The sequence below is a fragment of the Frondihabitans sp. PAMC 28766 genome, from assembly GCF_001577365.1.
GTDB lineage: Bacteria > Actinomycetota > Actinomycetes > Actinomycetales > Microbacteriaceae > Frondihabitans.
The window spans coordinates 337,077-359,851 of the sequence record NZ_CP014513.1; the positions used below are offsets into that span (position 1 = coordinate 337,077).

Below are 22,775 nucleotides of genomic sequence, written 5' to 3' on the forward strand. Positions count from 1 at the left end.
TCGACAACAAGCGTCGCTGACGCAACCACCACGAAGGGAGTGGGCGGGGAGTAAATATTCCCCTCCCGACATGTAATGGCATTCGACATCGACAAGTACGCAGCCGGCTCCGAGCGCCTGGGCTGGGACGACCTCGATCTCGACCACTTCCGCGAGCACCCCCTCTCACCCGAGACGCTTCGCACGCTTCGCTATATGGCCGACGTCGAATACCACACCGTCTGCTACACCCGCGACCTCCTGACGACACCGTCCCACAAAGAGGGCGACATCTCGACATTCATGACGATGTGGAACCGCGAGGAGTTCTGGCACGGCGAAGCCCTCGGTGCCGTGCTCGCCGTCCACGGCATCACCGTCGACTACGACGCCCTCCGCGCCTCGCGCCTCAAACTGGGCTGGCGCGACCGCCTCGACCCGATCAAGCAGTCGATGCTCGGCAAGATCGTCGGCAGCGACTTCGTCGCCGTGCACATGTCGTGGGGCGCCGCCAACGAGTGGTCCGCCGTCACGGCGTACAAGCGCATGGCCGACCTCGAGACCGACCCCGTGCTCGGCGAGCTGCTGCGGCGCATCGCCAAGCAGGAGACCCGTCACGTCGCCTTCTACGTCTCGCAGGCGCGCGATCGCCTGAACAAGAGCAAGCGCGCCCAGAAGCTCACGCGCCTGCTGCTGTCGAAGTTCTGGGCCCCGGTCGGCTCGAGCATCATGGAGCGCGAAGACGTGCAGTTCGTGTTCGGCCAGATCATGTCGGGCATCGAAGGTCGCCGCGAGATGAAAAAGCTGGACATGAACATCGCGAGCCTGCCCGGCATGAAGGGCCTCACGATCTTCGAGAAGGCTCTCGACGGGCTCGGCGTCGCCGCGTAGTCGAGGCACGTTGCCCCGACCGTTCAGCCCGGCAGCCGCGCTCAGCGCGGTCGGGTAGCGTTTTGAGCATGGTTCAGCGCGAGAGTCGGCGACGCGCACCCGTCGCGCTCCTCGTGACCGGCGCTCTCGGCATCCTGGTGGCCGTCGGTGCGGCCCTCGCCGGGCCGCTGCACTTCGGCGGGCCCCGCTGGCTGCCGAACGGCATCGCGAGCCGCCCGCCCGTCGCGCAGACCCAGCCTCCGGCGTCGTTCAGCACGCCGACACCCAAGCCGCCGACCACGCTGCACAGTGTGCCGAACCTGGGCTGGCTCGCAATCGTGATCGGCGCCGTCGTCGTGGCGTTCGCCGTGTACCTCTTGGTGCGCTGGCTGCTGCGCCGACAGCGCGACAGCGCCGTCGCGACGCCTGGCGACCTCAACGAAGCGGGTGACCTCGAGACCCTGCCCGACGAGCCGTCGATCGAGACGAGCATGCCCTACCTGCGCCGCGGGCTGCAGCGGGCTCTCGACGTGCTCGACGGGTCGCGGCGCCCGACCGACGCGATCATCGAGGCGTGGCTCGGGTTGCAGGAGGCCGCTGAAGACGCCGGGTTCCAGAGGCAGAGCGCCGAGACGCCGACCGAGTTCACCACCAGGATCCTGCGCCAGGTCGACGTCGACCCGACGGCCCTCGCAACCCTTCGTCGGCTCTACCTCGCCGTGCGCTTTGGCGACCGCACGGGCACCGACGCCGACGTGGCCGAGGCGCGCGCCGCCCTGTTGATCCTGCAGAGCCAGTGGACGGCGGCAACGTGAGCGGCGGAGGGCCCGGCTTCTTCCGGCCGCCGCTGCGGCGTCTCACCGTGACGGTGATCGTCGCTGCGGTCGTAGTCGGCGGCATCGTGTGGTTCTTCGGGCTCGACATCCCGCAGTCGGTGCTCGTGGCGGTCGCGTTCGCCGGCGTCGGCGTCACGTGGATCGCCGTCGAGGGCGGCGAGAAGGCCGAGTGGCCGCTGCCGCCTGTGCGGCGCACCCCGGGGGCCCGGCGCGACGTCGAGGCGCTGACCTGGTCGATGAAGACCCGCGGCGGGGTCGCCGGCCAGTCGCTGGCCCGCGTGCGGGAGGCGACGCGGCACCGGCTGCTCTTCCTCTACGGCCTCGACCTCTACGACCCGGCCGACCGCTCGGGCGTCGAAGGCGTCCTCGCGCCCGGCGTCGTGCGGATCCTGCTCAACCCGAAGCAGACGAACCTCGACCTGGCCGCGTTCACCCGCTGCCTGAGCGCCCTCGAGCGCCTGGGCGCGCCCACGAGCGCTGCTGCTGACCCTCGCACTTCTGACACCCGCACTTCTGACCCTCGCACTCCTGACACCCGCACTTCTGACACCCGCTCCGAAAGGCACCCGTGACCACCACCCAGCCCCTGTCGATCGACGAGGTCAAAGACCTCAGCGCGCGGATTCTCGACCAGGTCGGCAGCGTCGTCGTCGGCATGCGCCGGCCGCTCGAGCTGGCCCTCGCGACCATGCTCGCGGGCGGCCACGTGCTGTTCGAAGACGTGCCCGGGCTCGGCAAGACGCTTGCGGCCCGCAGCATCGCCGAGGCATCGGGCCTCGACTTCCGGCGCCTCCAGTGCACGCCCGACCTGCTGCCCGCCGACATCACCGGCTCGTTCCTCTACGCACCGGCCACCTCCGACTTCGTCTTCCGGCCCGGGCCGGTCTTCACCGGCCTCTTCCTCGCCGACGAGATCAACCGCACCTCGCCCAAGACACAGTCGGCCCTGCTCGAGGCGATGGCCGAGGGGCAGGTCACCGTCGAGGGTCAGAGCTTCCCGCTGCCGAAGCCCTTCCACGTCATCGCGACCTCGAACCCGATCGAGTACGAGGGCACCTACGCGCTGCCCGAGGCCCAGCTCGACCGCTTCATGGTGCGCTTGGCGGTCGGTTACCCCAGCCGCGAGAGCGAGCAGCGCGTGCTGCTCAACCGCGTCGACCGGCAGCGCGAGGTCGCGTCCGTCGCGGCGGTCATCACGCCCGAGACCCTGCTCGCTATGCAGGCGACGGTCGAGAGCGTGCACGTCGACCCCGACATCGCGCTCTACTGCGTCGACCTCGTCAACGCCACGCGCACGCACCGCGACGTGCAGGTCGGCGCCTCGCCGCGCGGAGCCCAGGGCCTCATGCTCGTCGGCCGCGCCCGCGCCGTGATGGACGGCCGTGACTTCGTCGCCCCCGAAGACGTCAAGGCCGCCGCGGTCCCAGTGCTCGCCCACCGCATCTCGCTCACCCCGCAGGCGTGGGCCAACGGGGTCGACGCGGCCGCCGTCGTCACCGGCATCGTGGCGCAGATCGCGGGGCCGCCGGCTGTCGGGTCTCGGGCCGCGGCGCAGGGCGCCGGGTCGCCCGTCGGGTCCGCTGGGTCGGCTGGGTCCGTCGGGTCCGCTGGGTCGGCTGGGTCGTCGGCTGGTGCCGCTTCGCCGCAGGATGCCAGGTGACCCCTTCCGACCCCGGAGCCGAGCCTCTCGTCCCCACGAGTGAGGGCGCTGTCCCCCGCGTCGACTCGCGATTCAGGGCAGCGGGCACCGACGACGGCCCGAACGGTGCCGCGAGCGACGACCGGACCCGGTGGCGCCCGCGGTGGTCGGTCAACCCGATCGTGGCCTTCGGGGTGGCCGCCGCCGTGCTGCTCGCAGGCGCCGCGCTGGTCTCCGGCCGACCCGAGCTCGCTCTGCTCGCGCTGCCGGGGTTGCTGACCGCGGCCTTCGGCCTCGACAGCCGCCCGCGTCGCGCTGCCGGCGCCACCGTCACGACTCACCTGACACCCGACGAAGACGGCTCCGGCGTGGGCTACACGATCCGATTCGACGTGCCCGAGCACGTCGAGGCGGTCGCCGTGCACCTGGTCGGTGCCGACGAGCGCATCCACCGCTTCGCCCTCAGCACGGCACCCGCCACCCGAGCCGGCTCGGACGGCGCCGGGGCCGGCGCGGCCGGTGGCACGACCGTCTCCGGCAGGATCCCGGTCACGCACTCCGGCCCCCAGCAGATCGTCCGACTGCACTACTCGCTGCTCGCCGCGGGCGGCGGCGCCCTCTCGTCGCCCGACCCCGGCCCCGAGAGCTCGCGTCTCATCCCGCCGCCGCGCCTGCGCATGGAGAGCCTGCCCATGCCGCTGCGCGTCATCGGCATCACCGGTGCGCACGATTCGCACAACCCCGGCGACGGCGGCGAATTCCGCGACGTCGCACTCTTCCAGCCTGGTGACCGACTGCGCCGCATCGACTGGAAGGCCACCGCCCGCCGCGCGCAGCGACCGGGCGAGCTGTACGTGCGACGCACCTTCTCGACCGCCGACGCCATCGTCCTCCTCGTGCTCGACGACCGCGACGACCTCGGCGCCGACGTCTCGCGCTGGTCCGGCGCCCGGGGCGCCGCAACCACCGCGACGTCGCTCGACCTCGGCCGCGAGGCGGCCGCGTCGCTCGCCGCCGCATACGTCGCCGCCGGCGACCGGGTCGGCCTCCGCGACCTGGCCGGCACGGCCCGGTCGGTCGAGCCCGGCGGCGGCACCCGCCACCTCGACCGCCTGCGGTCGACCATCGCGACGGCCGTGCCGACCGGCGAGCCGAGCCGCAACGCGCGCACCCCGCTCGTGCCCTCGTCGGCCCTGGTCGTCGTGCTCTCGACCTTCCTCGACGACCAGGCCGCCACCATGGCGATCACCTGGGCGTCGACCGGCCACCGGGTGATCGCCGTCGACACCTTGCCCACCCCCTTCTTGAAGGGCGCGACCCGCGAAGAGAGCGCCGCCTTCCGCCTCCTCATGGTCGAGCGCACCGACCGGATCGACGGCATGACCGCCTCCGGTGTGGAGCGGGTGCGCTGGCAGCCCGACGAGAGCGGCCTGGGCACCTCGGCGATGCCCGCCGCCGTGCAACTGCGTATGCTCTCGAGACCGCGGAGGACACGGTGAGCCGGGGGCGCCTGCCGGGCTTCCCGACCTCGGCCGAACACTGCCTGCACCCGTGCTGACGGCGGTCGTGGTCGTGGCCGGGCTCGTCGGATCCTGGTTCGTCGTCGGCCTGAGCGGCTGGCTGGTCGTCTCGCTGCTGCTCTTGCTGGGAGCCGCGCTGCTGCCCCGAGGCCCACTCGCGGCCATCCTCACCTTGCAGTGGGGGCCGCACTGCTCGGCGCGGGCACCCCCGGCTACGACGCGCGCTTCGTCGTCGCGCTGCTGGCCGCGCACCTGCTGCTCGCCTGCGGCTCGATGGTCGCCTGGCTGCCCTTCCGCTCGCGGGTGCAGCTCGCCGTGCTGCGGCGACCGGCCCTGCGCTTCGTCGCGGTGCAGGTGGTCAGCCAGGCGGCTGCCTTCGTGGTGCTCGTACTCGTCTCGCCGGGCTCTGCCGGCGCGTCGCTCGTCTGGCTCGGTATCGTCGGCGCAGCGGCCGCCCTCGCTCTCGCGGCTCTCGTGCTGGCACCCGCGCTGCTGCGCCCGACCAGCTCGGAGGCTCGAAGCTAGCCCGGCTCTGAGCCCCCACCGCAGGCCGGCTTGCCGCACCAGCCCTGTCATGCGCGCCAGCCCTGTCGCCCGCGCCAGCCCTGTCACCCGCGCCAACCGCGCCGGCCCCGTCAGACCCATGCCGCGCCTCCAAGCGCCGACTTCAGCCGCGTCACGAGCTCGGGTCGGTGCGCGCCCAGGTCGCTCTTCGTCACCCGCACCATCCGCCATCCTGCCTCGGCGTATCGCTCGCGCCGACGGATGTCCTTCTCGAACTGCTCGGGGTCGAGCCGATGGTGCTCCCCCTCGTATTCGGCGACGAACCGCGCGTCCCGCCAGACGAGGTCGGACATCCCGATCCACCGGCCGGCCCGATCGAACACGTCGCCGTTGAGCTCGGGCTCGGGCAGCCCGGCTCGCACGACGATGAGCCGCAGCGCGGTCTCTTGCGGCGAGCGCACCTTGGGCCGCGCCAGCTCGAGCGCCTCGCGCAGCCGCGCCACACCGCGGCACCCGGCGCGCCTCGAGACAGCGGCCTCGAGTTCGTCGGGCGGCCGCATCCGTGCCGCCGGGTACCGCGACCACCGCCCGAGCAACGCGTCGGCCATCGCCACCAGGTCGTCGAGCGGCAGCAGCTCGCCGCACTGCGCCCACGCCTCCACCGGCCCCACCACCGGCAGCCCCGCGCAGCACGAGCCTCTCGACCGGCAGGATGCGATGGCCAACCACCCCGAGCCGGTGCGGCTCGCGACCGACTGTCGCTGCGACGTGCAGCGGAGGCTTCCCCGCACCGGACGGCAGCGGCAGCCGCCACAGCCCGGCGGCGGTCACATGGCTGAAGACGTGCCCCGGCGAGAGCAGCGGAGCGTAGCTGCGGCAACGGTCGAGGAGTTCGGCGTCACCGAGAGTGGTTCGCACTCCGTGATGGGCCACGCGCAAGTCCTCTGCACGGAGCCGCCACTCCGTGACGCCAGCGCGCTGGGCGGCGCTGGCGGTGAACGCCTCGAGCGTGAAGGGGAGAGGTGATAGCCGCATGCCGACAACCTTGACCGCCTCGAGGCTGCCGCAGAAGGCCCCTCACCAATCTGTGGACAACAAGCCGCCTGTGGAGGAATTCACGCAGGAGTGAGTGGCAGATTTCCGCGGAGGATGGCCCCGTTTTCCGCGGAAATGTGCCACTCACCGGGCGCGAGGGAGCGGCAGGGGGGGGCGAGCGCTAGCTGCGCAGGGAGGTCGGCAGACTGTAGAACCAGACGGTGCCGCCGGGGTGGTCCTTCGTCAGAGTGGTGTCGAGGTCGCGGTAGTCGTAGTCGAGATTGTGTCCGACCAGCTTCACCGTCGTCGTGCCGGCCACCGTCGAGACGGCACTGACGATCATCACGTGGTCGGGCACGCCGTTGTTGTTCCAGTCGAAGTACGCGAGGTCGCCGACCTGCAGCTGCGAGCGCTGCGTCGACGCCAGGCGAGTGAATCCGAGCGACGGGGCGAGGTCGTTGAACGATGGCGCGTACGCCCACGAGGTGCTGTGCGAGGCCTCGGAGTCGTAGAACCACGACGTCGACTTCGCCAGCCCCGCGGCGAGCAGCGACTGCGAGACGAAGTTCTGGCAGTCGCCGCCGAGCGAGTCGAAGTTGGCGTAGGCCGCGTTGTAGCGGGGGAGGTTCCAATGCGCGAAGGCGTACTGCATCTCGCGGTCGACGCCGGTCTTCGCCGCCCAGGTGTAGGTGAGCGAGCGGGCGGAGGCCACGATGGCGGCACCCTTGTAGACGGCGATCGCGCCGGATGACGGCTGGTAGTTCACGGCGCTCGGCACGACGGCGGTCACCGACGTGGGGCTCTTCGCGACAACCGCCGGAGACGCCACCCCGTTGAAGGTGACCTTGTCGACACCCGTGAGGTTCGACCCGCTGAGGGTGACCGTCTCGCCTCCGACGAGGGAGCCCGCCGACGAGCTGGCCGACGTCACGCGCGCCACTGTCGAGGCGGCTGCGGGTGCGGTCGCACCCGCCGAACCGGCGGCCGACGAGGCACCGGGCGTAGCACCCGACGTGCCACCGGCCCCGGTGGTGCAGCCGGCCAACAGGGCCGACGCGACGATTGCGGCCGCCGCAGCACCCAGGATCCTGCCGTTGTTGCCAAGACGCATTCGGTGACACCCATCGCTTTCGGCCGTCGGTCGGCGAGAGCGACGATATCAAGACGAGGTCCCCAAGAGCCTGGGACACGAGTATCTTGACGAGCAAGGCAAGTCACGCGCAGCACTGTGGCGAGCACGACAGGTCACGAGCACGACGAGATCACCGACGAGGGAGATCAGCATGTCAGGGTCAGGATCAGGGGCGGCTGCGGCAGCGACTGCGGCAGCGAGCGCGGCGCCGGCCGAGCGCGAGGGGCTGATGACGCACAGGCAGATCCTGTTCGTCATCTTCGGCCTGATGGCGGGCATGTTCCTGTCGTCGCTCGACCAGACGATCGTGGGCACGGCGATCCGCACGATCGGCGACGACCTGCACGGTCTCGACCACCAGGCGTGGGTGACGACGGCCTACCTGATCTGCTCGACCATCGCGACGCCCATCTACGGCAAGCTGTCCGACCTCTTCGGTCGGCGGCCGCTCTTCATCATCGCGATCGTGATCTTCCTGGTCGGGTCGGCCGCGGCGTCGTTCTCGACCTCGATGTACATGCTCGCGGGCTTCCGCGGCCTGCAGGGGCTCGGCGCCGGCGGCCTCATGGCTCTCCCGCTGACGATCATGGGCGACATCCTGGCGCCCCGCGAACGCGCGAAGTACCAGGGCTACTTCCTGGCGGTCTTCGGCATCTCGAGTGTCATCGGGCCGCTGATCGGCGGTCTCTTCGCCGGCACCCCGCAGATCCTGTTCATCACCGGGTGGCGCTGGGTCTTCCTCCTCAACGTGCCGATCGGCGTCATCGCCCTCGTGATCGTCGGCATCTTCCTCCACATCCCCGGCCAGAGGCGCAAGGACAACGTGGTGATCGACTGGTTCGGCGCCGTCTTCGTCATCGTCGCCGCGGCGCCGCTGCTGCTCGTGGCCGAGCAGGGCCGCACCTGGGGCTGGGGGTCGGTCACGGCCTGGGTCTGCTACGTGATCGGCGGGCTGGCGATCGTCGCCTTCATCTGGACGGAGCGTCGCATGGGCGACGCGGCCCTCATCCCGCTCAAGCTCTTCCGCAGCGCGACCTTCTCGATGGCGACGGTGCTGGGCGTCCTCGTCGGTTTCGGCATGTTCGGCGCACTGCTGACCGTGCCGCTCTTCCTCCAGTTGGTCAGGGGGGCGACGCCGACCCAGTCGGGGTTCCAGATGCTGCCGATGATCCTGGGCCTCATGATCTCGTCGATCGTCTCGGGCCAGATCATCTCGCGCACGGGCAGGTACAAGATGTTCCCGCCCATCGGGACGGGCTTCATGATCATCGGCTTCGCCTGGTTCACGCAGGTGACCTACGACAAGCCCTGGTGGTTCATGTCGATCGGCATGGTGTTCGTCGGCCTCGGGCTCGGCCAGCTGATGCAGACGCTGACGCTCGCCTCGCAGAACTCCGTCGGCCCGCGCGACATCGGCGTCGCCACGTCGTCGTCGACGTTCTTCCGGCAGATCGGCGGCACGCTCGGCACCGCGGTGCTCTTCTCGGTGCTGTTCTCGCGGCTGTCGACGACGATCCCCGACGCCTTCAAAGACAAGACGCTGGCGGCCGCGCAAGCTGCGGCGTTGAAGGACCCGAAGGTGCTCGCCGACCCGAACAACTCGACGCTGCTGGCGCTCCTCAAGAAGGCCTCGACGGGCGACTTCTCGGCGCTCGGCAATGCGCTGAACGGCGACACGTCGTTCTTGAACAAGTCGACCGAGGCCCTCAAGGCCCCCTTCCTCGCCGGGTTCTCGAACGCGACGGTGACCGTCTTCACGATCGCCCTCGCCGTCGTGATCGTCGCCTTCATCCTGAGCTTCTTCCTCCGCCCGGCGCCGCTGCGCACGCGCTCGGCGATCGACGAGGTGGCCCACCAGAACGCCCAGGACGCCGCCGAGGCCGACCGTACGACCACGGTCGACGAAGCAGCCCTGGCGGCGCAGGCGGCCGCCAACCGCATGGGCTCGCCGGTGGCACCCGACACGGGCAGCATCAGGATCCCGTAGCGAGCGGAATGCCCCGGCGGTCGGCGGAATCACCCCGTTCAGCCCGGAAACCCTGCGCGACGATCGTGGTCTTACGAAATGTGACAGGCCCTCGAGGCCCGCGATTCCGGGCATCGGGGCGTTTGACGGCGCGGATGAACCGTCTGGTACACGATTTTTCGACCGGCGTAATCAGGAATCAATAAACGGGTGTCACGATTGATCCACACCTCGAAGAAGGATTCGATCATGGCGCTGACTCCCTACTCCCCCGACTCGCAGCTGCTGCGCACGACGTTCTCGTACTTCCCGTCCGGCGTCGTCGCTCTGGCCGCCGAAGTCGACGGCGAGCACGAAGGCCTCGTCGCCTCGTCGTTCACCGTGGGCGTCTCGATGGAGCCGCCGCTGGTGCTGTTCTCGGTGCAGAACACGTCGACCACGTGGCCCACGCTCAAGAAGGCCGAGCGCATCGGCATCTCGGTTCTCGGCGAGACCCACGGCCAGACCGCCCGTCAGATCGCCGCGAAAGACAAGGCGACCCGGTTCGAGAACCTCGAGCTCGAGACGAGCAAGGGTGGCGCGCTCTTCGTGCACGGCTCGCCGGTCTGGCTCGAGACGAAGGCCTACGCCGAGTATCCCGCGGGCGACCACACCCTGATCCTGCTCGAGGTCACCGGTCTCTACACCGATGCCACGCTCGAGCCCCTCGTCTTCCACGGCTCCGCCTTCAAGCAGCTGCTCAAGACCGCCTAGCCCCCTCCCCGTTCTACCTATAGGTGCGGCCCTCCCGCAGCGAAACATCGCTGCGGGAGGGCCGCACCTATAGGTAAAACGAGTGGGGGTCAGACGAAGGTCGCGAGAGGGGGTCAGACGAAGGTCGCGAGCGGGGTCAGACGAAGGTCGCGAGCGGGAGGCGACGCCGCATCACGGCGACGGCCTCGGGGTTCGAGTCGACCAGCACGTAGCGCCGGCCGAGCGCCGCCGCGACCGAACCCGTGGTGCCGGATCCTGCGAAGAAATCGAGCACCCAGTCGCCTTCGCGGCTGGACGCCTGAACGATGCGCCGGAGGATGCCCTCGGGCTTCTGCGTCGGGTAGCCGGTCTTCTCGTTGCCCGTCGGCGACACGATCGTGTGCCACCACACGTCGGTCGGCAGTTTGCCGCGCGCGACCTTCTCGGGTGTGACCAGCCCCGGCGCCATGTAGGGCTCTCGGTCGACCGCGGTCGAGTCGAAGTGGTAGCCGGTCGGGCTCTTGACGTAGACGAGGATCGTGTCGTGCTTCGTCGGCCAGTGGCTGCGGCTCTTCGCGCCGTAGTCATACGCCCAGATGATCTCGTTCAAGAACGAAGCGCGTCCGAACAGCGCGTCGAGCAGCACCTTCGCGTAGTGCGCCTCGCGGTAGTCGAGGTGCAGGTAGAGCGTGCCGTCGGGGCTGAGCAGCCGCCAGGCCTCGGCCAGACGTGGCTCCAAGAACGACCAGTAGTCGTCGAACCGGTCGTCGTATTTCATCAGGTCGCCGCGGATCCGCTCGTACTGCACGCCCTTGAACCCGGCGACCGCACCCGTGCGAGTGCCGCGGACGGAGTGGGTCTCGTGCCGCGTCTGGCTGCGCCCGGTGTTGAACGGCGGGTCGAGGTAGATCACGGTGAACGCGCCATCGGGCAGAGACGGCAGGATCTCGAGGTTGTCGCCCTCGACCACGAGATCAGGCGACTTCGGGGTCCACAGGTCGGGCATCCTCCTATTGTGGCGGCGTTCCGGGGAACCTCCGACCAAGCCCGGCGTAGGGTCGTCGCCATGACCGTCGAAGTGCGCAATGACGAGGCCCAGAGCCAGTACACGATCCTGAGCGACGGCGAGCCCGTCGGCTTCGCGGTCTACCAGATCTCGGGCGACGAGATCGCCTTCACGCACACCGAGGTCGACCCGGCCCAGCAGGGCAAGGGCTACGCCGGTCAACTCGTGCAGCACGCCCTCGACGACGTGCGCGCGACGAGTTCGCTGCGGGTCGTGCCCGCCTGCTCGTACGTGGTCGACTTCGTCAAGCGCCACCCCGAGTACGAAGAGCTCACGCGCCGCTAGCACCAGCGAGGCCCTGGGGCGGGCAAAGGGGTGCCCCCCGATCGTGGAGCCCCTGAACGTGGACTTATGCCGCCTTGGCAATATCTCGACACTTGTCGTGTGACCCTCGCTCAGCAACTCTCGCGCCTCGAATCGCTTCTCGACTCGATCGACCCCGCCGTCCTGGCCTGGTTCACGCGCGCCTACGACGACGACACGACACCCGAGCAGTTGCGTGATCTGCAGGCCGACGTCGAAGCGTTAGTGTCGTCGCTGTGCGAGGCGGTCGAGGCGGCGGGGCCCGGGCCGGCCGCTCGCCGGCAGGCGCTGGGCGACTATTTGCGGCACGCGACCCAGCCGACCCGCGCGAGCGCTCCTGATCCTGCCGCCGACACCGACACCGCGCCCGTGACCCTCACCGCACCTGTGCATGCGCCCGCGCCTGCGGTGACGCACAGCATCTCCGATCTCATTCGCGCGAGCGACACCGCCGAGACCACCGGCACGGTGGCGGCCACGGTCGTGGACGTGTGGTCGACCCCCGGCTACGTCGAGTACCGCCTGAGCGACGGAGCCGAGACCCTGGTGATCGGCGTGCACGAGGCGGGCTGCGACGTGACGCCGACCACTGGACAGCAGGCCGTCACGACCGTCAGGATCGCGAAGGGCGCGGCCACGATCACCGAGCCGGTCGACCCTCGGAGACCATCCATCCTCGGGGCCGTGCCCGCCGAGCTTCTGGAGTTCCGGCCCGTCTGACCCGGGCCCCACAGACCTCGCCCGCGCCCCAGCCGCCTCCGCCGGATCGGAGCCGTCGGGACGCGGGCGAGCCCCACGTGGGCGGCAGCGTCACGGGACGCGGGCGAGCCACTCCGGGGTCGCGAACTTCGTGCGCACGAGCTCGTCGGCGACAGCCAGCTCTTCAGGGGTGACGTGGCCGACCCGGGCGCCGTACAGCCCGGCGAAGGTCTGTTTGAGCCGCTCGATGATCTCGGCGCGCGACAGGCCCGTCTGCGAGCGCAGCGGGTCGACGCGCTTGGCAGCGCTCGTGGTGCCCTTGTCGCTCATCTTCTCTCGGCCGATGCGCAGCACCTGCACCATCTTGTCGCCGTCCATGTCGTAGCTCATGGTGGCGTGGTGCAGCAGGGCACCGTTGCCGAGGCGCTTCTGCGCGGCGCCGCCGATCTTGCCCTTGGCGCTCGTGATGTCGTTGAGCGGCTGGTAGAAGGCGTCGATGCCGAGCGACTTGAGGCCGGTGATGACCCACTCGTCGAGGTAGGCGTAGCTGTCGGCGAAACTCATGCCCTGCACGAGGTCACCCGGGGCGTAGAGCGAGTAGGTGACGACCGACTCGGCGTCCATGAACATCGCGCCGCCGCCCGAGATCCGGCGCACGACCTCGAACCCGTACTTCGCAGCGTTCTCAGGATCGACCTCGTTGCGGAGGCTCTGGAAGCTCCCGATCACGACGGCCGGCTGCTTCCACTCCCAGAAGCGCAGCGTCGGCCCGCGTCGGCCGGCCCCGACCTCTTCGGTCAGCACCTGATCGAGGGCGAGGTGCGTGTTCGGCGAGACGGGGCCATCGTGGACGATCTCCCAGTCGTAGTCGCGCCAGTCGGTGGCCCGGCTGAGGCTCCGCCGGACGGCGACGGCGATCGCCTCAGGCGTCACGCCGAGCATCGTCGTGCCCTCGGGCAGCCCGGCGCGCACAGCGGCGGCGATGTCGGCGGAGTCGGCGGCGGCGTCGAGGCCGTTGACGGAGCGGTCGATGGCCTCGAGCGCTTCGTCGGGCTCCAAGAAGAAGTCGCCCGCGAGGTGGAACGACGCGATGCGCCCCTCGCGCACGTCGAGGTCGACGACGACCAGCTTGCCTCCGGGCACCTTGTATTCACCGTGCATGCGGCCAGCCTACGGCCGGCCGCCGCGGCCAGGCACGGCGGGTCGCCGAGAGTGCGCAAATGGCCGAGTTCGCCCAAAGTGAGCGGCGAGTTGCGCACTCTCGAGGGAGGCCGGCTGAGGAGGTCAGAGGGCCGGGGCGGGGGCCGGGGCGGGAAAGCGCGCGTCGAGCCAGGCGACGAGATCCGTGGTCACCTCGGCGCGGTTGGTCTCGTTGAAGACCTCGTGGCGTGCGCCGTCGTAGACGATCAGCTCGACGTCGGTGAGGTGGCTGCGGTTGAGGTAGGCGTGCGCCAGCTTCTCGGCGCTCGGGGTGCCGCCGAGCGGGTCGTCGCTGCCGACCATGATCAGCAGCGGCAGGTCGCGGGCGAGCCGCGTCGCCGGTCGCCCGTAGAGCCGCAGGGCGTCGCGCAACCCAAACAGCTTGAGCACGCTCGCCTCGACCGCGAGCGGGTCGACGGCCATGGCCCGAGAGACGGCAGGATCACGGCTGAGCCACTCGAACCCCGTGGTGCCCAGGTGCGCGTGCCGCTTGTTGAGGTCGCCGCCGTTCATCGACCCCGGCGTCCGGTAGGCCGTGCCGGTCAGCACCACGCGTCGTACGAGGCGGCGTGCTCGTTGAGAATGCGCTGCGCCATGAGTGAGCCCCACGAGTGCCCCAGCAGGATGACGGGCGCGTCGTGGTTCTCTTCGCGAGCGATTCCGGTGAGCTGACGGATGGCATCCTGCGTCGCCGCGAGACCGCCGACCCCGAGGTGCCCGAGCATGCCGCTGCCCTCGCCCCACTGCGCGATGCCCGTGCGGCCGTGGCCGCGGTGGTCGTCGGCGTAGACGGTGTAGCCGGCGCGAACGAGATTCTGGGCGAGCTCTTCGTAGCGCAGGGCGTACTCGCCGACTCCGTGGGCGATCTGCACGACGCCGCGGGCCTCCGGGGCGCGCCAGACGTAGTAGCTGATCACGACCCCGTGGGCGTCGACGAACTCGTGGTCGTGTCGGACGACGTCGGTGGCAGGCATGCGGTCAGTCTGCCACCGACCCCGGCACGGTCGGACGGATCAGTGAGCCGAGTAGCCGCCGTCGACGAGGTGGTAAGACCCCGTGATGAACGACGCGTCGTCGCTGAGGAGGAAGAGCGTCAGAGCGGCGACCTCCTTGTCGGTGCCGAGGCGGCCGGTGGCGTGCTGCGCCTCCAGGGCGGTCAGCGCCTCCGGGCCGAGCGAGGAGCGGACGAGCGGAGTGTCGATGAAGCCGGGGCCGACCGCGTTGGTGCGGACGCCCTGGGCGGTGTACTCGAGCGCGGCGACCTTCGTCAGGCCGATGAGGGCGTGCTTCGAGGCGACGTAGGCCGCATTCTGGGCGATGCCCACCGAGCCGAGCACCGAGCTCATGTTGACGACGGCACCGCCGCCGGACGCGACGATCGCGGGCAGCTGGTAGTGCAGACCATAGAAGACGCGCGCTGAGGTCGATGCCGACGACACGGTCCCACGCGGCGATCTCGTAGTCGCCGATGGTGGCAGCCGGAGCGCCGATGCCGGCGTTGTTCACGGCGAGGTGCAGGCCGCCGAAGGTGTCCTGGGCGAAAGTGACCGCCTTCTCGCTGTCCTCGGGCTTCGCGGTATTGGCGACGAGAGCGGCCGCCCTACCGCCGGCCGCGACGATCTCGTCGACGACGCGCTGCGCCGACTCCTGCTTGATGTCGGTGACGACCACGGATGCCCCCTCGGCGGCGAGCGCCTTGGAGATGCCTTCGCCGATGCCCGAGCCGCCGCCTGTGACGATCGCGACTTTGCCTTCGAACCTGCTCATGACTTCCTTCGTTCCTTCGACTTGATATTGACAACAACCGTCGTCTATCTTACTGCATTCCCACTTGCCATTTATTTAGCGCGGCTAATTTGTTAGGCTAAGGATCAATGACCGATATGACCGCGACCGCCACGGGTGCCCTCCGCACCGTCCCTCACGCCCAGCTCGCCACCGATGTCCGGCAGGGCGTTCTGCGTCTGTCCAGGCGCCTCCGCCAGCAGAAGGCCGACAGCCACGTCAGCGACGCGCAGATGGCGGCTCTCGGCTACCTGCTGCAGAACGAGCCGCTCACGATCGGCGCACTGAGCGAGCACGAAGGCGTGACTCCCCCGTCGATGAACAAGACGGTCAACAAGCTGGTCGAGCTCGGCTTCGTCGAGCGCGGCTCGGACGACGGCGACAGGCGCAAGGTCGTGCTGCGCACCACCTCGGAGGGCGCAACGTTCGTGCTCGAGACCCGGCGGCGGCGAGACCAGTGGCTCGTGCCCCGCCTGGCCAAGCTGACGGCCGACGAGCGGCGCACGCTCACCGAGGCCACCCGCATCCTGCGAGAGCTGGCCCAGTCGTGAGCGCCATGTTCTCGAGCCTCAAGGTCTTCAACTACCGGCTGTGGTTCTCGGGCGCGCTCGTCTCGAACACCGGCACGTGGATGCAGGCGACGGCTCAAGACTGGCTCGTGCTCACGCGCCTGACGAACCACAACGCCACGGCGCTCGGCGTGACGATGGCGCTGCAGTTCCTGCCGCCGATCCTGATGATCCCGGTCACCGGTCTCATCGCCGACCGCTACGACCGGCGGCGGATGCTCATGCTCACGCAGGGTTCGATGGGCATCCTCGGTCTCGCGCTGGGCCTCCTCGTCGTCACGGACGTCGTGCAGCTCTGGATGGTGTGGGCCTTCGCCCTCGTCATGGGCGTGGTGCAGGCCGTCGACGCGCCGATCCGGCAGAGCTTCGTCTCCGAGTTGGTGCCGCCCAAGAAGTTGACGAACGCGGTGTCGCTCAACTCGGCCTCGTTCAACGGCGCGCGACTGATCGGGCCGGCCGTCGCCGGCGTGCTCATCGCCGTGATCGGCACGGGCCCCGTGTTCTTGATCAACGCCGCCTCCTTCATCGCCGTGCTGACGTCGCTGAAATTCATCCGCGTGAGCCAGCTGCAGTTCAAACCGCGGGTGAAGCGGGCCAAGGGCCAGATCAAAGAGGGATTCCGCTACGTAAGGGGGCGCCACGACCTCGTCGTCATCTTCATCATGATCTTCATCATCGGCACGTTCGGCCTGAACTTCCCGATCTACACCTCGACGATGGCGACCCAGTCGTTCGGGGTCGGCGCGAGCGGCTTCGGCCTGCTCACGAGCGCGGTCGCGGTCGGCTCGCTGGCCGGGGCGCTCCTGTCGGCACGTCGCGAGAAGCCGCGCATGCGAGTGCTCGTGCTCGCCGCGATCTCGTTCGGCGTCACTCTGACGGTGGCCGCCCTGATGCCCACCTACTGGAGCTTCGCCGCCGTGCTCATCGCCGTCGGGCTCTCGTCGATCACCCTCATGACGACGGCCAACGGCATCGTGCAGCTGAGCGCGGCGCCCGAGGTGCGCGGCCGCGTGATGGCTCTCTACATGGCGATCTTCACCGGCGGCACCCCGATCGGTGCGCCGATCGTCGGCTGGGTGGCCAACACGTTCGGCCCGCGCGAGGCGATCGGCGTCGGCGCCGCGGCCGGTTTCGTTGCCGCCGCGGTCGCGATCACGTGGCTGATCCGCGGCCAGCACCTGCGCGTGCGGCACGGCGACGGCCTGCACTTCCGCGTGCGACACGACGGCGACGGTATGCCCGTGACCTCCTCGATCGAGGTGCAGCGCGAGGTCGTGGCGACCGAGCTCGCGACCGAAGAGTCGCTCGCCCGCCAATAAGCGCGAGACCCCCCATTTCGGCCGTGGTCCCAGCGCCGCGGCTCGGAGACGTTGCCCGAAATGCGGGGTCTCACCGGCCGGGCCCGATGCTCCCGTAGGGTGATCGCGTGAACCGACCCCGTGGCATCCTGCACTCCGTGCTTGCGGCATCGCTTGCGCTCGGCGCCGTCGCCGCACTGGTCGCGTGCGCCGCGACCGGCACGGGCAGCTCGGGCGGCTCGGGCAGCACAGGCAGTTCGGGCGGCTCGGGCAGCACGGGCGGCTCGGAAAGCGCCTCGGTTGCACGCACCGACGGCGGCCACGTCACGCTGCCGCCGACCTCGGGGGCCGCCGACTACCAGCTCGGCGGCGCGTACCAGCCACCCGCGGGCGTGACGGTCGTGACCCGCGACAGCACGTCGCATCCTGCAGCCGGTGTCTATTCGATCTGCTACGTCAACGGGTTCCAGACGCAACCCGACGTGAAGTGGCCGAGCGACCTCTACCTGCACACCGCATCGGGTGCGCCGCTCGTCGACCCGGGCTGGCCGGGCGAGCACATCATCGACATCTCGACGGCGGCCAAGCGCACCGCCGCTGCCGCCCGCATCGACGAGTCGACCGACCTCTGCGCGAAGAAGGGGTTCAAAGCCGTCGAGTTCGACAACCTCGACTCGTACACGCGCTCGAAGAAGCAGCTGACGCTCGGCGAGGCCGTCTCGTTCGCGACACTGCTGGTCGCGCACGCGCACGCGCAGGGGTTGGCTGCGGGCCAGAAGAACACGACGCAGCTCGGGTCACGAGGCAAGGCCGAGATCGGCTACGACTTCGCGGTCGCCGAGCAGTGCGACCTCTACAGTGAGTGCCCCGCCTACACGAAGGTCTACGGCAAGCACGTGATCGACATCGAGTACACCGCGGGCCTCCGCGGCACGTTCGCCCAGGTCTGCGCCCGGAAGACGACCCCGCCCCTGACGATCCTGCGCGACGTCGACCTCACGACGCCCGCCAGCAGCAGGTACGTCTACCGCCATTGCTAGTGTCTTTCTAATATTTAACTTTCTTGTTTGAGTTCTTCCTTTGTGGTTCGCTGAAGTCATGCAGCAAGGCTCGATGAAAGGAACCTCAATGAAGAAGACCTTGGCCACCGCAACCCCGTTCGCGACGTGCGCTCTGACGGCGTTGACGGCGCTGCCTGCTCAAGCGAATGAGACCTCCCCGCAAAAAGTCGCTGCCCGGACAGAGCCGCTCGACGACTACCGAAGAGAGGATTTGTGAGAAGGCCCGCGCCGTAAATTCCGCACAGGGCAAGTGCTCCGCACAGGAGACGACTTCAACCTCCGAAGCCGCGGAAATCTCCGCTGCCGAGCTGCCCTCGAGCGATGCAGATCTTTGTGCGGCCGACGGTACGCGCCTCGCTGACGTGGCTGCCGTGCGCACGATCTGGACTCGAACATGGAGCCAGGAGATACGTGGCCTCTATTACATCAACTGGCTCGAGAAGCACACAGGCCGCATCTACTACGACGGTTCGCGGGTGTGGTCGACGACGAGCACCTCCGGCTACAAGGGCAGCCACACTTGCAACCAGGGCTTTGGCATCGGCTACTCGGTGAAGGTGACTAGATGCTCGACCGAGAAAATCGGCGCGGGCTCACTGCGAGAGTGGGACTACTTTCAGGTCCACGTGATCGCGCATAATATCCCGATCTACGTCTCGCACAGCATGCGTGCTGCCTTCAACGGCCCGGGGAGTATTTCGTGAGCGCAACGTGGAGAGCCACGACGCGCACCAGCGTCGTCTGGGTGGCGGTGACGCTCGGGGTGGCCGCGGTCGTGCCGGGCGGAGGGTTCGTCGTCGCGGCCGCGTCTCGACTGCCACGGTTTCGGGCGGCGAGCCCGTCGCTGGCCCTGCTGCTCGTGATGGCGTCAGCCGTGCTGCTGGTTCAACTCGCCGGTATGACGGCGTGGGCCGGTGTCACCACCGAGGTGGGGCCGCCGGAGCGCGTCGCGGTCTCGTAGAAGTCGAGGATCGGCCGTCGAGGTGGTCCGCGGGCCACCTCGACGGCCGGAAACCGACTTTTAGCGGGCGGGGCGGGCGGGGCGAGCGGGGCTAGGCCTCGCGCGTGATCTCGACAGTCACGAAGAGCTTCGACGTGCGACTGCCGCCGTACACCCCGCGGAGCGGCGGCACGTCGTTGTAGTCGCGGCCGTGGCCGACGACGACGTGACGCTCGCCGATGTCGATGAGGTTGGTCGGGTCGTAGCCCTGCCAGGTGCCGCAGAAGTACTCGACCCAGGCGTGCGACTCGCCCACGATCGTCTCGCGCAGCTCGGCCGAGGGCTTCGGGTGCAGGTAGCCCGACACGTAGCGCGCCGGGATGCCGACGCTCCGCAGCGCGCCGAGCGTGATGTGGGCGATGTCCTGGCAGACTCCGGCCTTCGCCTTCCACGCGTCGGTCGCGGTCGACTTCACGTTGGTGACGCCCCGCAGGTACTCCACGCGGTCGCCGATCTCCTCGCAGATGCGGAGGGCGGCCTCGCACGGCGTCGATGTGGCAGCCACCGCGTCCGAAGCGAGATGCACGACCTCGGCCGGCGGGTGCGTCAGCTGCGTCTGGTCGAGCTGCTCGACGAACTCCGAACGCCGCGTGGCCGCGGCCCGCAGCGCATCCCAGGACGTCTCGTGAGGCGGGTGAGGCGCGTGCCGCACCTCGATCAGGCTCGTCGCGGTCAGCGACAGCTGCTGGTGCGGCTGCAGCACCTCGAACGACGAGACACGCGTGCCCCAGTAGTCGAGGTATTCGTGCGCGCCCGAGTTCGGCTCGATGCGCAGGTTCGACGACAGCACGAACTGCGACTCCGTCGACGCCGGCAGCATGCGCGCCTCGTTGTAGCTGGCCTTGGCCTCGCCCTCGTACTGGAAGCCGGTGACGTGTCGGATGCGCAGGCGGCTCACGAGCGCTCCCCCACCCACGTCGGTGCGGCGCTGGTGGGGAAGTACCGCTGCCGGATCGCCTCCGACGCGGCCGAGGTCGCCGCCTGCACGGCGTCCATGTGCCTCGGCAGGTCGTCGAGGATCTCGGCGATCGGCTTGTATTCGAGCTCGGAACGCATCTGCCCCAGGATCCTGACGCCCGCATCGGAGGTGGCCGTGCGTGCGGTGTTCGGCTCGACTTCGCGGAGGCACGCCTCGGCGCGGGAGATCGCGAAAAGCACCGAGCGGGGGAAGAGCCGGTCGAGCAGCAGGAACTCGGCGGCGTTGCGGGCACTCGGCACGCCGCGGTAGGTGCGCAGGTACGCCTCGTACGCGCCGACGGACCGCAGGATCGTCGTCCACGACGGCCCCGAGACCTCCGTCAGGGTGCGTGTGGCCAGGAGGCGCGCGGTCATGTCGGCGCGCTCGATCGAGCGGCCGAGAGTGAAGAACTGCCAGACCTCGTCCCGGCTGGTCGCCGACTCGATGATGCCGACGGCGAGCGCCGAGCGCTCACGGACCCAGGCGAAGAACTCGTGCACCTTCTCGCTCGAGACCTTGCGCGGCATCCTCGCCCTCGTGGTGTTGAGGCACTCCCAGAGCTCGGTCGAGACGATCTCGCGGGCTCGTCGGGCGTTCTCGCGGGCGGCGCCGAGCGAGTAGGCGATCGACGCGGGGTTGTGGCGGTCGACGGCGAGCATGGAGAGGACGTCGCTGCGGGTGATCGAGGCGTCGTCCGGCGCCTCGGAGCCCATCACGCTGAGGAGGCTGCGGCAGGCGGCGTCCTCTTCGATCCAGGGGTCTTCGAGGAGGAGCTGCAGGTGGACGTCGAGGATGCGCGCGGTGCCGTCGGCGCGTTCGATGTACCGGCCGATCCAGAAGAGGCTCTCGGCGATCCGGCTCAGCATGAGAACCCTTCCTGACTCTGCGATTGCTGCTGCTGCGACTGCTGGTCGCGCTTGGGGTCGTCCTGCGGCGAATGGTCGGGCACGTGGTCGGCCGCGACGATCGGGATCGACGACGTGGTCGCCGCCTGCTCGCCGACGAGTGTGCTGACACCCTGCCCGGCGGCCCAGGTGCCGGCGTCGACACCGACCACCCAGGTGTCCTTCGAGCCGCCGCCCTGGCTCGAGTTCACGACGAGCTGGCCCTCGGGCAGGGCCACGCGCGTCAGGCCGCCGGGCAGCACCCAGATGTCGTCGCCGTCGTTGACCGCGAACGGCCGCAGATCGGCGTGCCGAGGCCGGAGACCGTCGTCGACGAGCGTCGGAATCGTCGACAGCTGCACCACCGGCTGCGCGATCCAACCGCGCGGGTCTTTGAGCAGCCGCTTGCGCAGCGTCTCGAGCTCTTCTTTCGAGGCGTCGGGGCCCACGACGAGCCCCTTGCCGCCCGAGCCGTCGACCGGCTTGACCACCAGCTCGTCGAGCCGGTCGAGCACCTCTTCGAGGGCGCCAGGGTCTTCGAGCCGCCACGTGTCGACGTTCGGCAGCAACGCCTTCTCGCCCAGGTAGTACTCGATGAGCTCGGGCAGGTAGGTGTAGATCAGCTTGTCGTCGGCCACGCCGTTGCCGACCGCGTTGGCGATCGTGACCGTGCCGAGCCTCGCCGCCATCAAAAGGCCCGGCGACCCGAGCACGGAGTCGGCGCGGAACTGCAGCGGGTCCAAGAACTCGTCGTCGACCCGGCGGTAGATCACGTCGACGCGCTGCGGGCCGGCGGTGGTGCGCATCCAGACCCGGCCGCCCGAGCAGTAGAGGTCGCGGCCCTCGACCAGCTCGACGCCCATCAGGCGGGCGAGCAGGGTGTGCTCGTAGTAGGCGGAGTTGAAGACACCCGGGGTCAGGACGACGACGGTCGGATCCTCGACGCCGACCGGCGCGCTCTTCCGCAGGGCGTGCAGCAGGCGGTTCGGGTAGTCACCGACCGGTCGCACCCGCATCGAGACGAACAGCTCGGGCAGCGTCTGAGCCATCACCCGCCGATTGGAGATCACGTAGCTGACCCCCGACGGCACGCGCACGTTGTCTTCGAGCACACGCCAGTCGCCGCCCTCGTCTCGGATGAGGTCGATGCCCGAGACCTGGATCCTGACGCCGTTGGCCGGGTCGATGCCCGCCGCCTGCCGGTGGAAATGGTTCGACGAGGTGATGAGACCGGCCGGGATGACGCCGTCGGCGACAGCTCGCTGCGCCCCGTAGACGTCGGCGAGAAAGGCCTCGAGGGCCCGCACCCGCTGCTTCACGCCGCGCTCGACCGACTGCCACTCGGCCTGCTCGATCACCCGCGGCACGGCGTCGAGCGGGAAGGGCCGCTCTTCGCCGGCGAAGTCGAACGTCACCCCCTGCGCGAGGTAGGAGTCGGCGAGCGCCGCGGTGCGCCCGCGCAGCTCGTCCTGCGTCATGCTCTCGAGCGCCGTGTGGATCTCGCGATACATCTCGCGCGGTGAGCCCGGGAGCTCGAACATCTCGTCCCACGCGCTTCGGCCACCCGGGCGGATCGTCCGGCTCGCACCGCCATCTCGGCCAGTGACGGCGGCGTATCCGTCGAAGAGGTCACCCATGTGTTGAACCTAGGCCCGGGTCGTTGCGGCAGTGTTTCGTGCGCGCGGCGGCGGTGTTTCGCCTCGCTCGCGGCGGGCCCGGCGTCGGCTCGGGTCAGGCCC

At 69.6% G+C, this 22,775-nt stretch carries 22 protein-coding genes and 2 pseudogenes; 15 read left to right on the forward strand and 9 right to left on the reverse strand.

Going from position 1 to position 22,775, the window contains the following annotated elements; genetic code table 11:
- Positions 1-75: 75 nt before the first annotated feature.
- The 6 genes from AX769_RS01590 (at position 76) to AX769_RS01615 (ending at position 5,369) form a co-directional block, all read left to right on the forward strand.
- Positions 76-870: a hypothetical protein gene (locus AX769_RS01590; RefSeq protein ID WP_066275180.1), complete on the forward strand. Its 795-nt coding sequence runs from the start codon at positions 76-78 to the stop codon at positions 868-870.
- 68 nt (positions 871-938) lie between these two features.
- Positions 939-1,664 carry a DUF4129 domain-containing protein gene (locus AX769_RS01595; protein WP_066275182.1) on the forward strand — a complete coding sequence of 242 codons (726 nt, stop codon included), beginning with the start codon at positions 939-941 and terminating at the stop codon, positions 1,662-1,664.
- Positions 1,661-2,257 (forward strand): hypothetical protein, encoded by a 597-nt coding sequence (locus AX769_RS01600; RefSeq protein ID WP_157887388.1) that lies wholly within the window; start codon positions 1,661-1,663, stop codon positions 2,255-2,257. Before AX769_RS01595 ends, AX769_RS01600 begins: the two co-directional genes overlap by 4 nt.
- Positions 2,254-3,345, forward strand: coding sequence for a MoxR family ATPase (locus AX769_RS01605; RefSeq protein ID WP_239451898.1), 1,092 nt, complete (start codon positions 2,254-2,256; stop codon positions 3,343-3,345). The genes AX769_RS01600 and AX769_RS01605 overlap by 4 nt, the downstream gene beginning before the upstream one ends.
- Positions 3,342-4,823 carry a DUF58 domain-containing protein gene (locus tag AX769_RS01610; RefSeq protein ID WP_066275188.1) on the forward strand — a complete coding sequence of 494 codons (1,482 nt, stop codon included), beginning with the start codon at positions 3,342-3,344 and terminating at the stop codon, positions 4,821-4,823. The genes AX769_RS01605 and AX769_RS01610 overlap by 4 nt, the downstream gene beginning before the upstream one ends.
- Before the next feature lie 198 nt (positions 4,824-5,021).
- A complete protein-coding gene (locus AX769_RS01615) occupies positions 5,022-5,369 on the forward strand; it encodes a hypothetical protein (RefSeq protein WP_066275191.1) in 348 nt (115 codons plus the stop codon).
- Between the two features lie 110 nt (positions 5,370-5,479).
- Here the strand turns inward: AX769_RS01615 and AX769_RS24590 are convergent, their stop codons facing one another.
- On the reverse strand, positions 5,480-6,022 hold the full coding sequence (locus tag AX769_RS24590; RefSeq protein ID WP_066275192.1) for a hypothetical protein: 543 nt from the start codon (positions 6,020-6,022) through the stop codon (positions 5,480-5,482).
- A gap of 542 nt (positions 6,023-6,564) precedes the next feature.
- Entirely contained in the window at positions 6,565-7,494 is a 930-nt protein-coding gene (locus AX769_RS01630; protein WP_066275196.1) for an amidase domain-containing protein, read from the reverse strand.
- Between the two features lie 250 nt (positions 7,495-7,744).
- Between AX769_RS01630 and AX769_RS01635 the strand changes: the two genes are divergently transcribed.
- Together AX769_RS01635 and AX769_RS01640 are read left to right on the forward strand one after the other, a co-directional pair.
- Entirely contained in the window at positions 7,745-9,502 is a 1,758-nt protein-coding gene (locus tag AX769_RS01635) for an MDR family MFS transporter (RefSeq protein WP_082763414.1), read from the forward strand.
- Positions 9,503-9,730: 228 nt separating this feature from the next.
- Entirely contained in the window at positions 9,731-10,234 is a 504-nt protein-coding gene (locus AX769_RS01640) for a flavin reductase family protein (RefSeq protein WP_066283029.1), read from the forward strand.
- Between the two features lie 136 nt (positions 10,235-10,370).
- On the opposite strand, the gene AX769_RS01645 is transcribed toward AX769_RS01640, so the two are convergent.
- Positions 10,371-11,219, reverse strand: a complete 849-nt coding sequence (locus AX769_RS01645) for a site-specific DNA-methyltransferase (RefSeq protein WP_066275204.1) — start codon at positions 11,217-11,219, stop codon at positions 10,371-10,373.
- 60 nt (positions 11,220-11,279) lie between these two features.
- Between AX769_RS01645 and AX769_RS01650 the strand changes: the two genes are divergently transcribed.
- Positions 11,280-11,564: a GNAT family N-acetyltransferase gene (locus tag AX769_RS01650; RefSeq protein ID WP_066275206.1), complete on the forward strand. Its 285-nt coding sequence runs from the start codon at positions 11,280-11,282 to the stop codon at positions 11,562-11,564.
- A 99-nt stretch (positions 11,565-11,663) separates the two neighbouring features.
- Positions 11,664-12,302 (forward strand): hypothetical protein, encoded by a 639-nt coding sequence (locus AX769_RS01655; protein WP_066275208.1) that lies wholly within the window; start codon positions 11,664-11,666, stop codon positions 12,300-12,302.
- A 90-nt stretch (positions 12,303-12,392) separates the two neighbouring features.
- Here AX769_RS01655 and AX769_RS01660 read toward each other — a convergent pair whose 3' ends face one another.
- From AX769_RS01660 to AX769_RS01670, 3 genes and pseudogenes are all read right to left on the reverse strand, one after another.
- Positions 12,393-13,442: a biotin/lipoate A/B protein ligase family protein gene (locus tag AX769_RS01660; RefSeq protein ID WP_066275210.1), complete on the reverse strand. Its 1,050-nt coding sequence runs from the start codon at positions 13,440-13,442 to the stop codon at positions 12,393-12,395.
- Between the two features lie 123 nt (positions 13,443-13,565).
- Positions 13,566-14,455 (reverse strand): annotated as a pseudogene (locus AX769_RS25895) (alpha/beta fold hydrolase).
- 39 nt (positions 14,456-14,494) lie between these two features.
- Positions 14,495-15,248: pseudogene (locus AX769_RS01670) on the reverse strand (SDR family NAD(P)-dependent oxidoreductase).
- A 107-nt stretch (positions 15,249-15,355) separates the two neighbouring features.
- Here AX769_RS01670 and AX769_RS01675 point away from each other — a divergent pair.
- The 5 genes from AX769_RS01675 (at position 15,356) to AX769_RS01695 (ending at position 19,155) form a co-directional block, all read left to right on the forward strand.
- Entirely contained in the window at positions 15,356-15,817 is a 462-nt protein-coding gene (locus AX769_RS01675; RefSeq protein ID WP_239451901.1) for a MarR family winged helix-turn-helix transcriptional regulator, read from the forward strand.
- The gene (locus AX769_RS01680; RefSeq protein WP_066275216.1) at positions 15,814-17,154 is read left to right on the forward strand and encodes an MFS transporter; all 1,341 of its coding nucleotides are present in this window, start codon (positions 15,814-15,816) and stop codon (positions 17,152-17,154) included. Before AX769_RS01675 ends, AX769_RS01680 begins: the two co-directional genes overlap by 4 nt.
- A 107-nt stretch (positions 17,155-17,261) precedes the next feature.
- A complete protein-coding gene (locus tag AX769_RS01685) occupies positions 17,262-18,173 on the forward strand; it encodes an endo alpha-1,4 polygalactosaminidase (RefSeq protein ID WP_239451902.1) in 912 nt (303 codons plus the stop codon).
- A 167-nt stretch (positions 18,174-18,340) separates the two neighbouring features.
- Entirely contained in the window at positions 18,341-18,898 is a 558-nt protein-coding gene (locus AX769_RS23575) for a hypothetical protein (RefSeq protein WP_157887389.1), read from the forward strand.
- Positions 18,895-19,155, forward strand: coding sequence for a hypothetical protein (locus tag AX769_RS01695; RefSeq protein WP_157887390.1), 261 nt, complete (start codon positions 18,895-18,897; stop codon positions 19,153-19,155). The genes AX769_RS23575 and AX769_RS01695 overlap by 4 nt, the downstream gene beginning before the upstream one ends.
- A 91-nt stretch (positions 19,156-19,246) precedes the next feature.
- Here AX769_RS01695 and AX769_RS01700 read toward each other — a convergent pair whose 3' ends face one another.
- From AX769_RS01700 to AX769_RS01710, 3 genes are read right to left on the reverse strand one after another with little or no spacing between them, the layout of a single operon-like run.
- Positions 19,247-20,092, reverse strand: a complete 846-nt coding sequence (locus tag AX769_RS01700) for a transglutaminase family protein (protein ID WP_066275222.1) — start codon at positions 20,090-20,092, stop codon at positions 19,247-19,249.
- Positions 20,089-21,018 (reverse strand): alpha-E domain-containing protein, encoded by a 930-nt coding sequence (locus tag AX769_RS01705; RefSeq protein WP_066275224.1) that lies wholly within the window; start codon positions 21,016-21,018, stop codon positions 20,089-20,091. The genes AX769_RS01700 and AX769_RS01705 overlap by 4 nt, the downstream gene beginning before the upstream one ends.
- On the reverse strand, positions 21,012-22,673 hold the full coding sequence (locus AX769_RS01710; RefSeq protein ID WP_066275226.1) for a circularly permuted type 2 ATP-grasp protein: 1,662 nt from the start codon (positions 22,671-22,673) through the stop codon (positions 21,012-21,014). The genes AX769_RS01705 and AX769_RS01710 overlap by 7 nt, the downstream gene beginning before the upstream one ends.
- Positions 22,674-22,775: the final 102 nt, after the last annotated feature.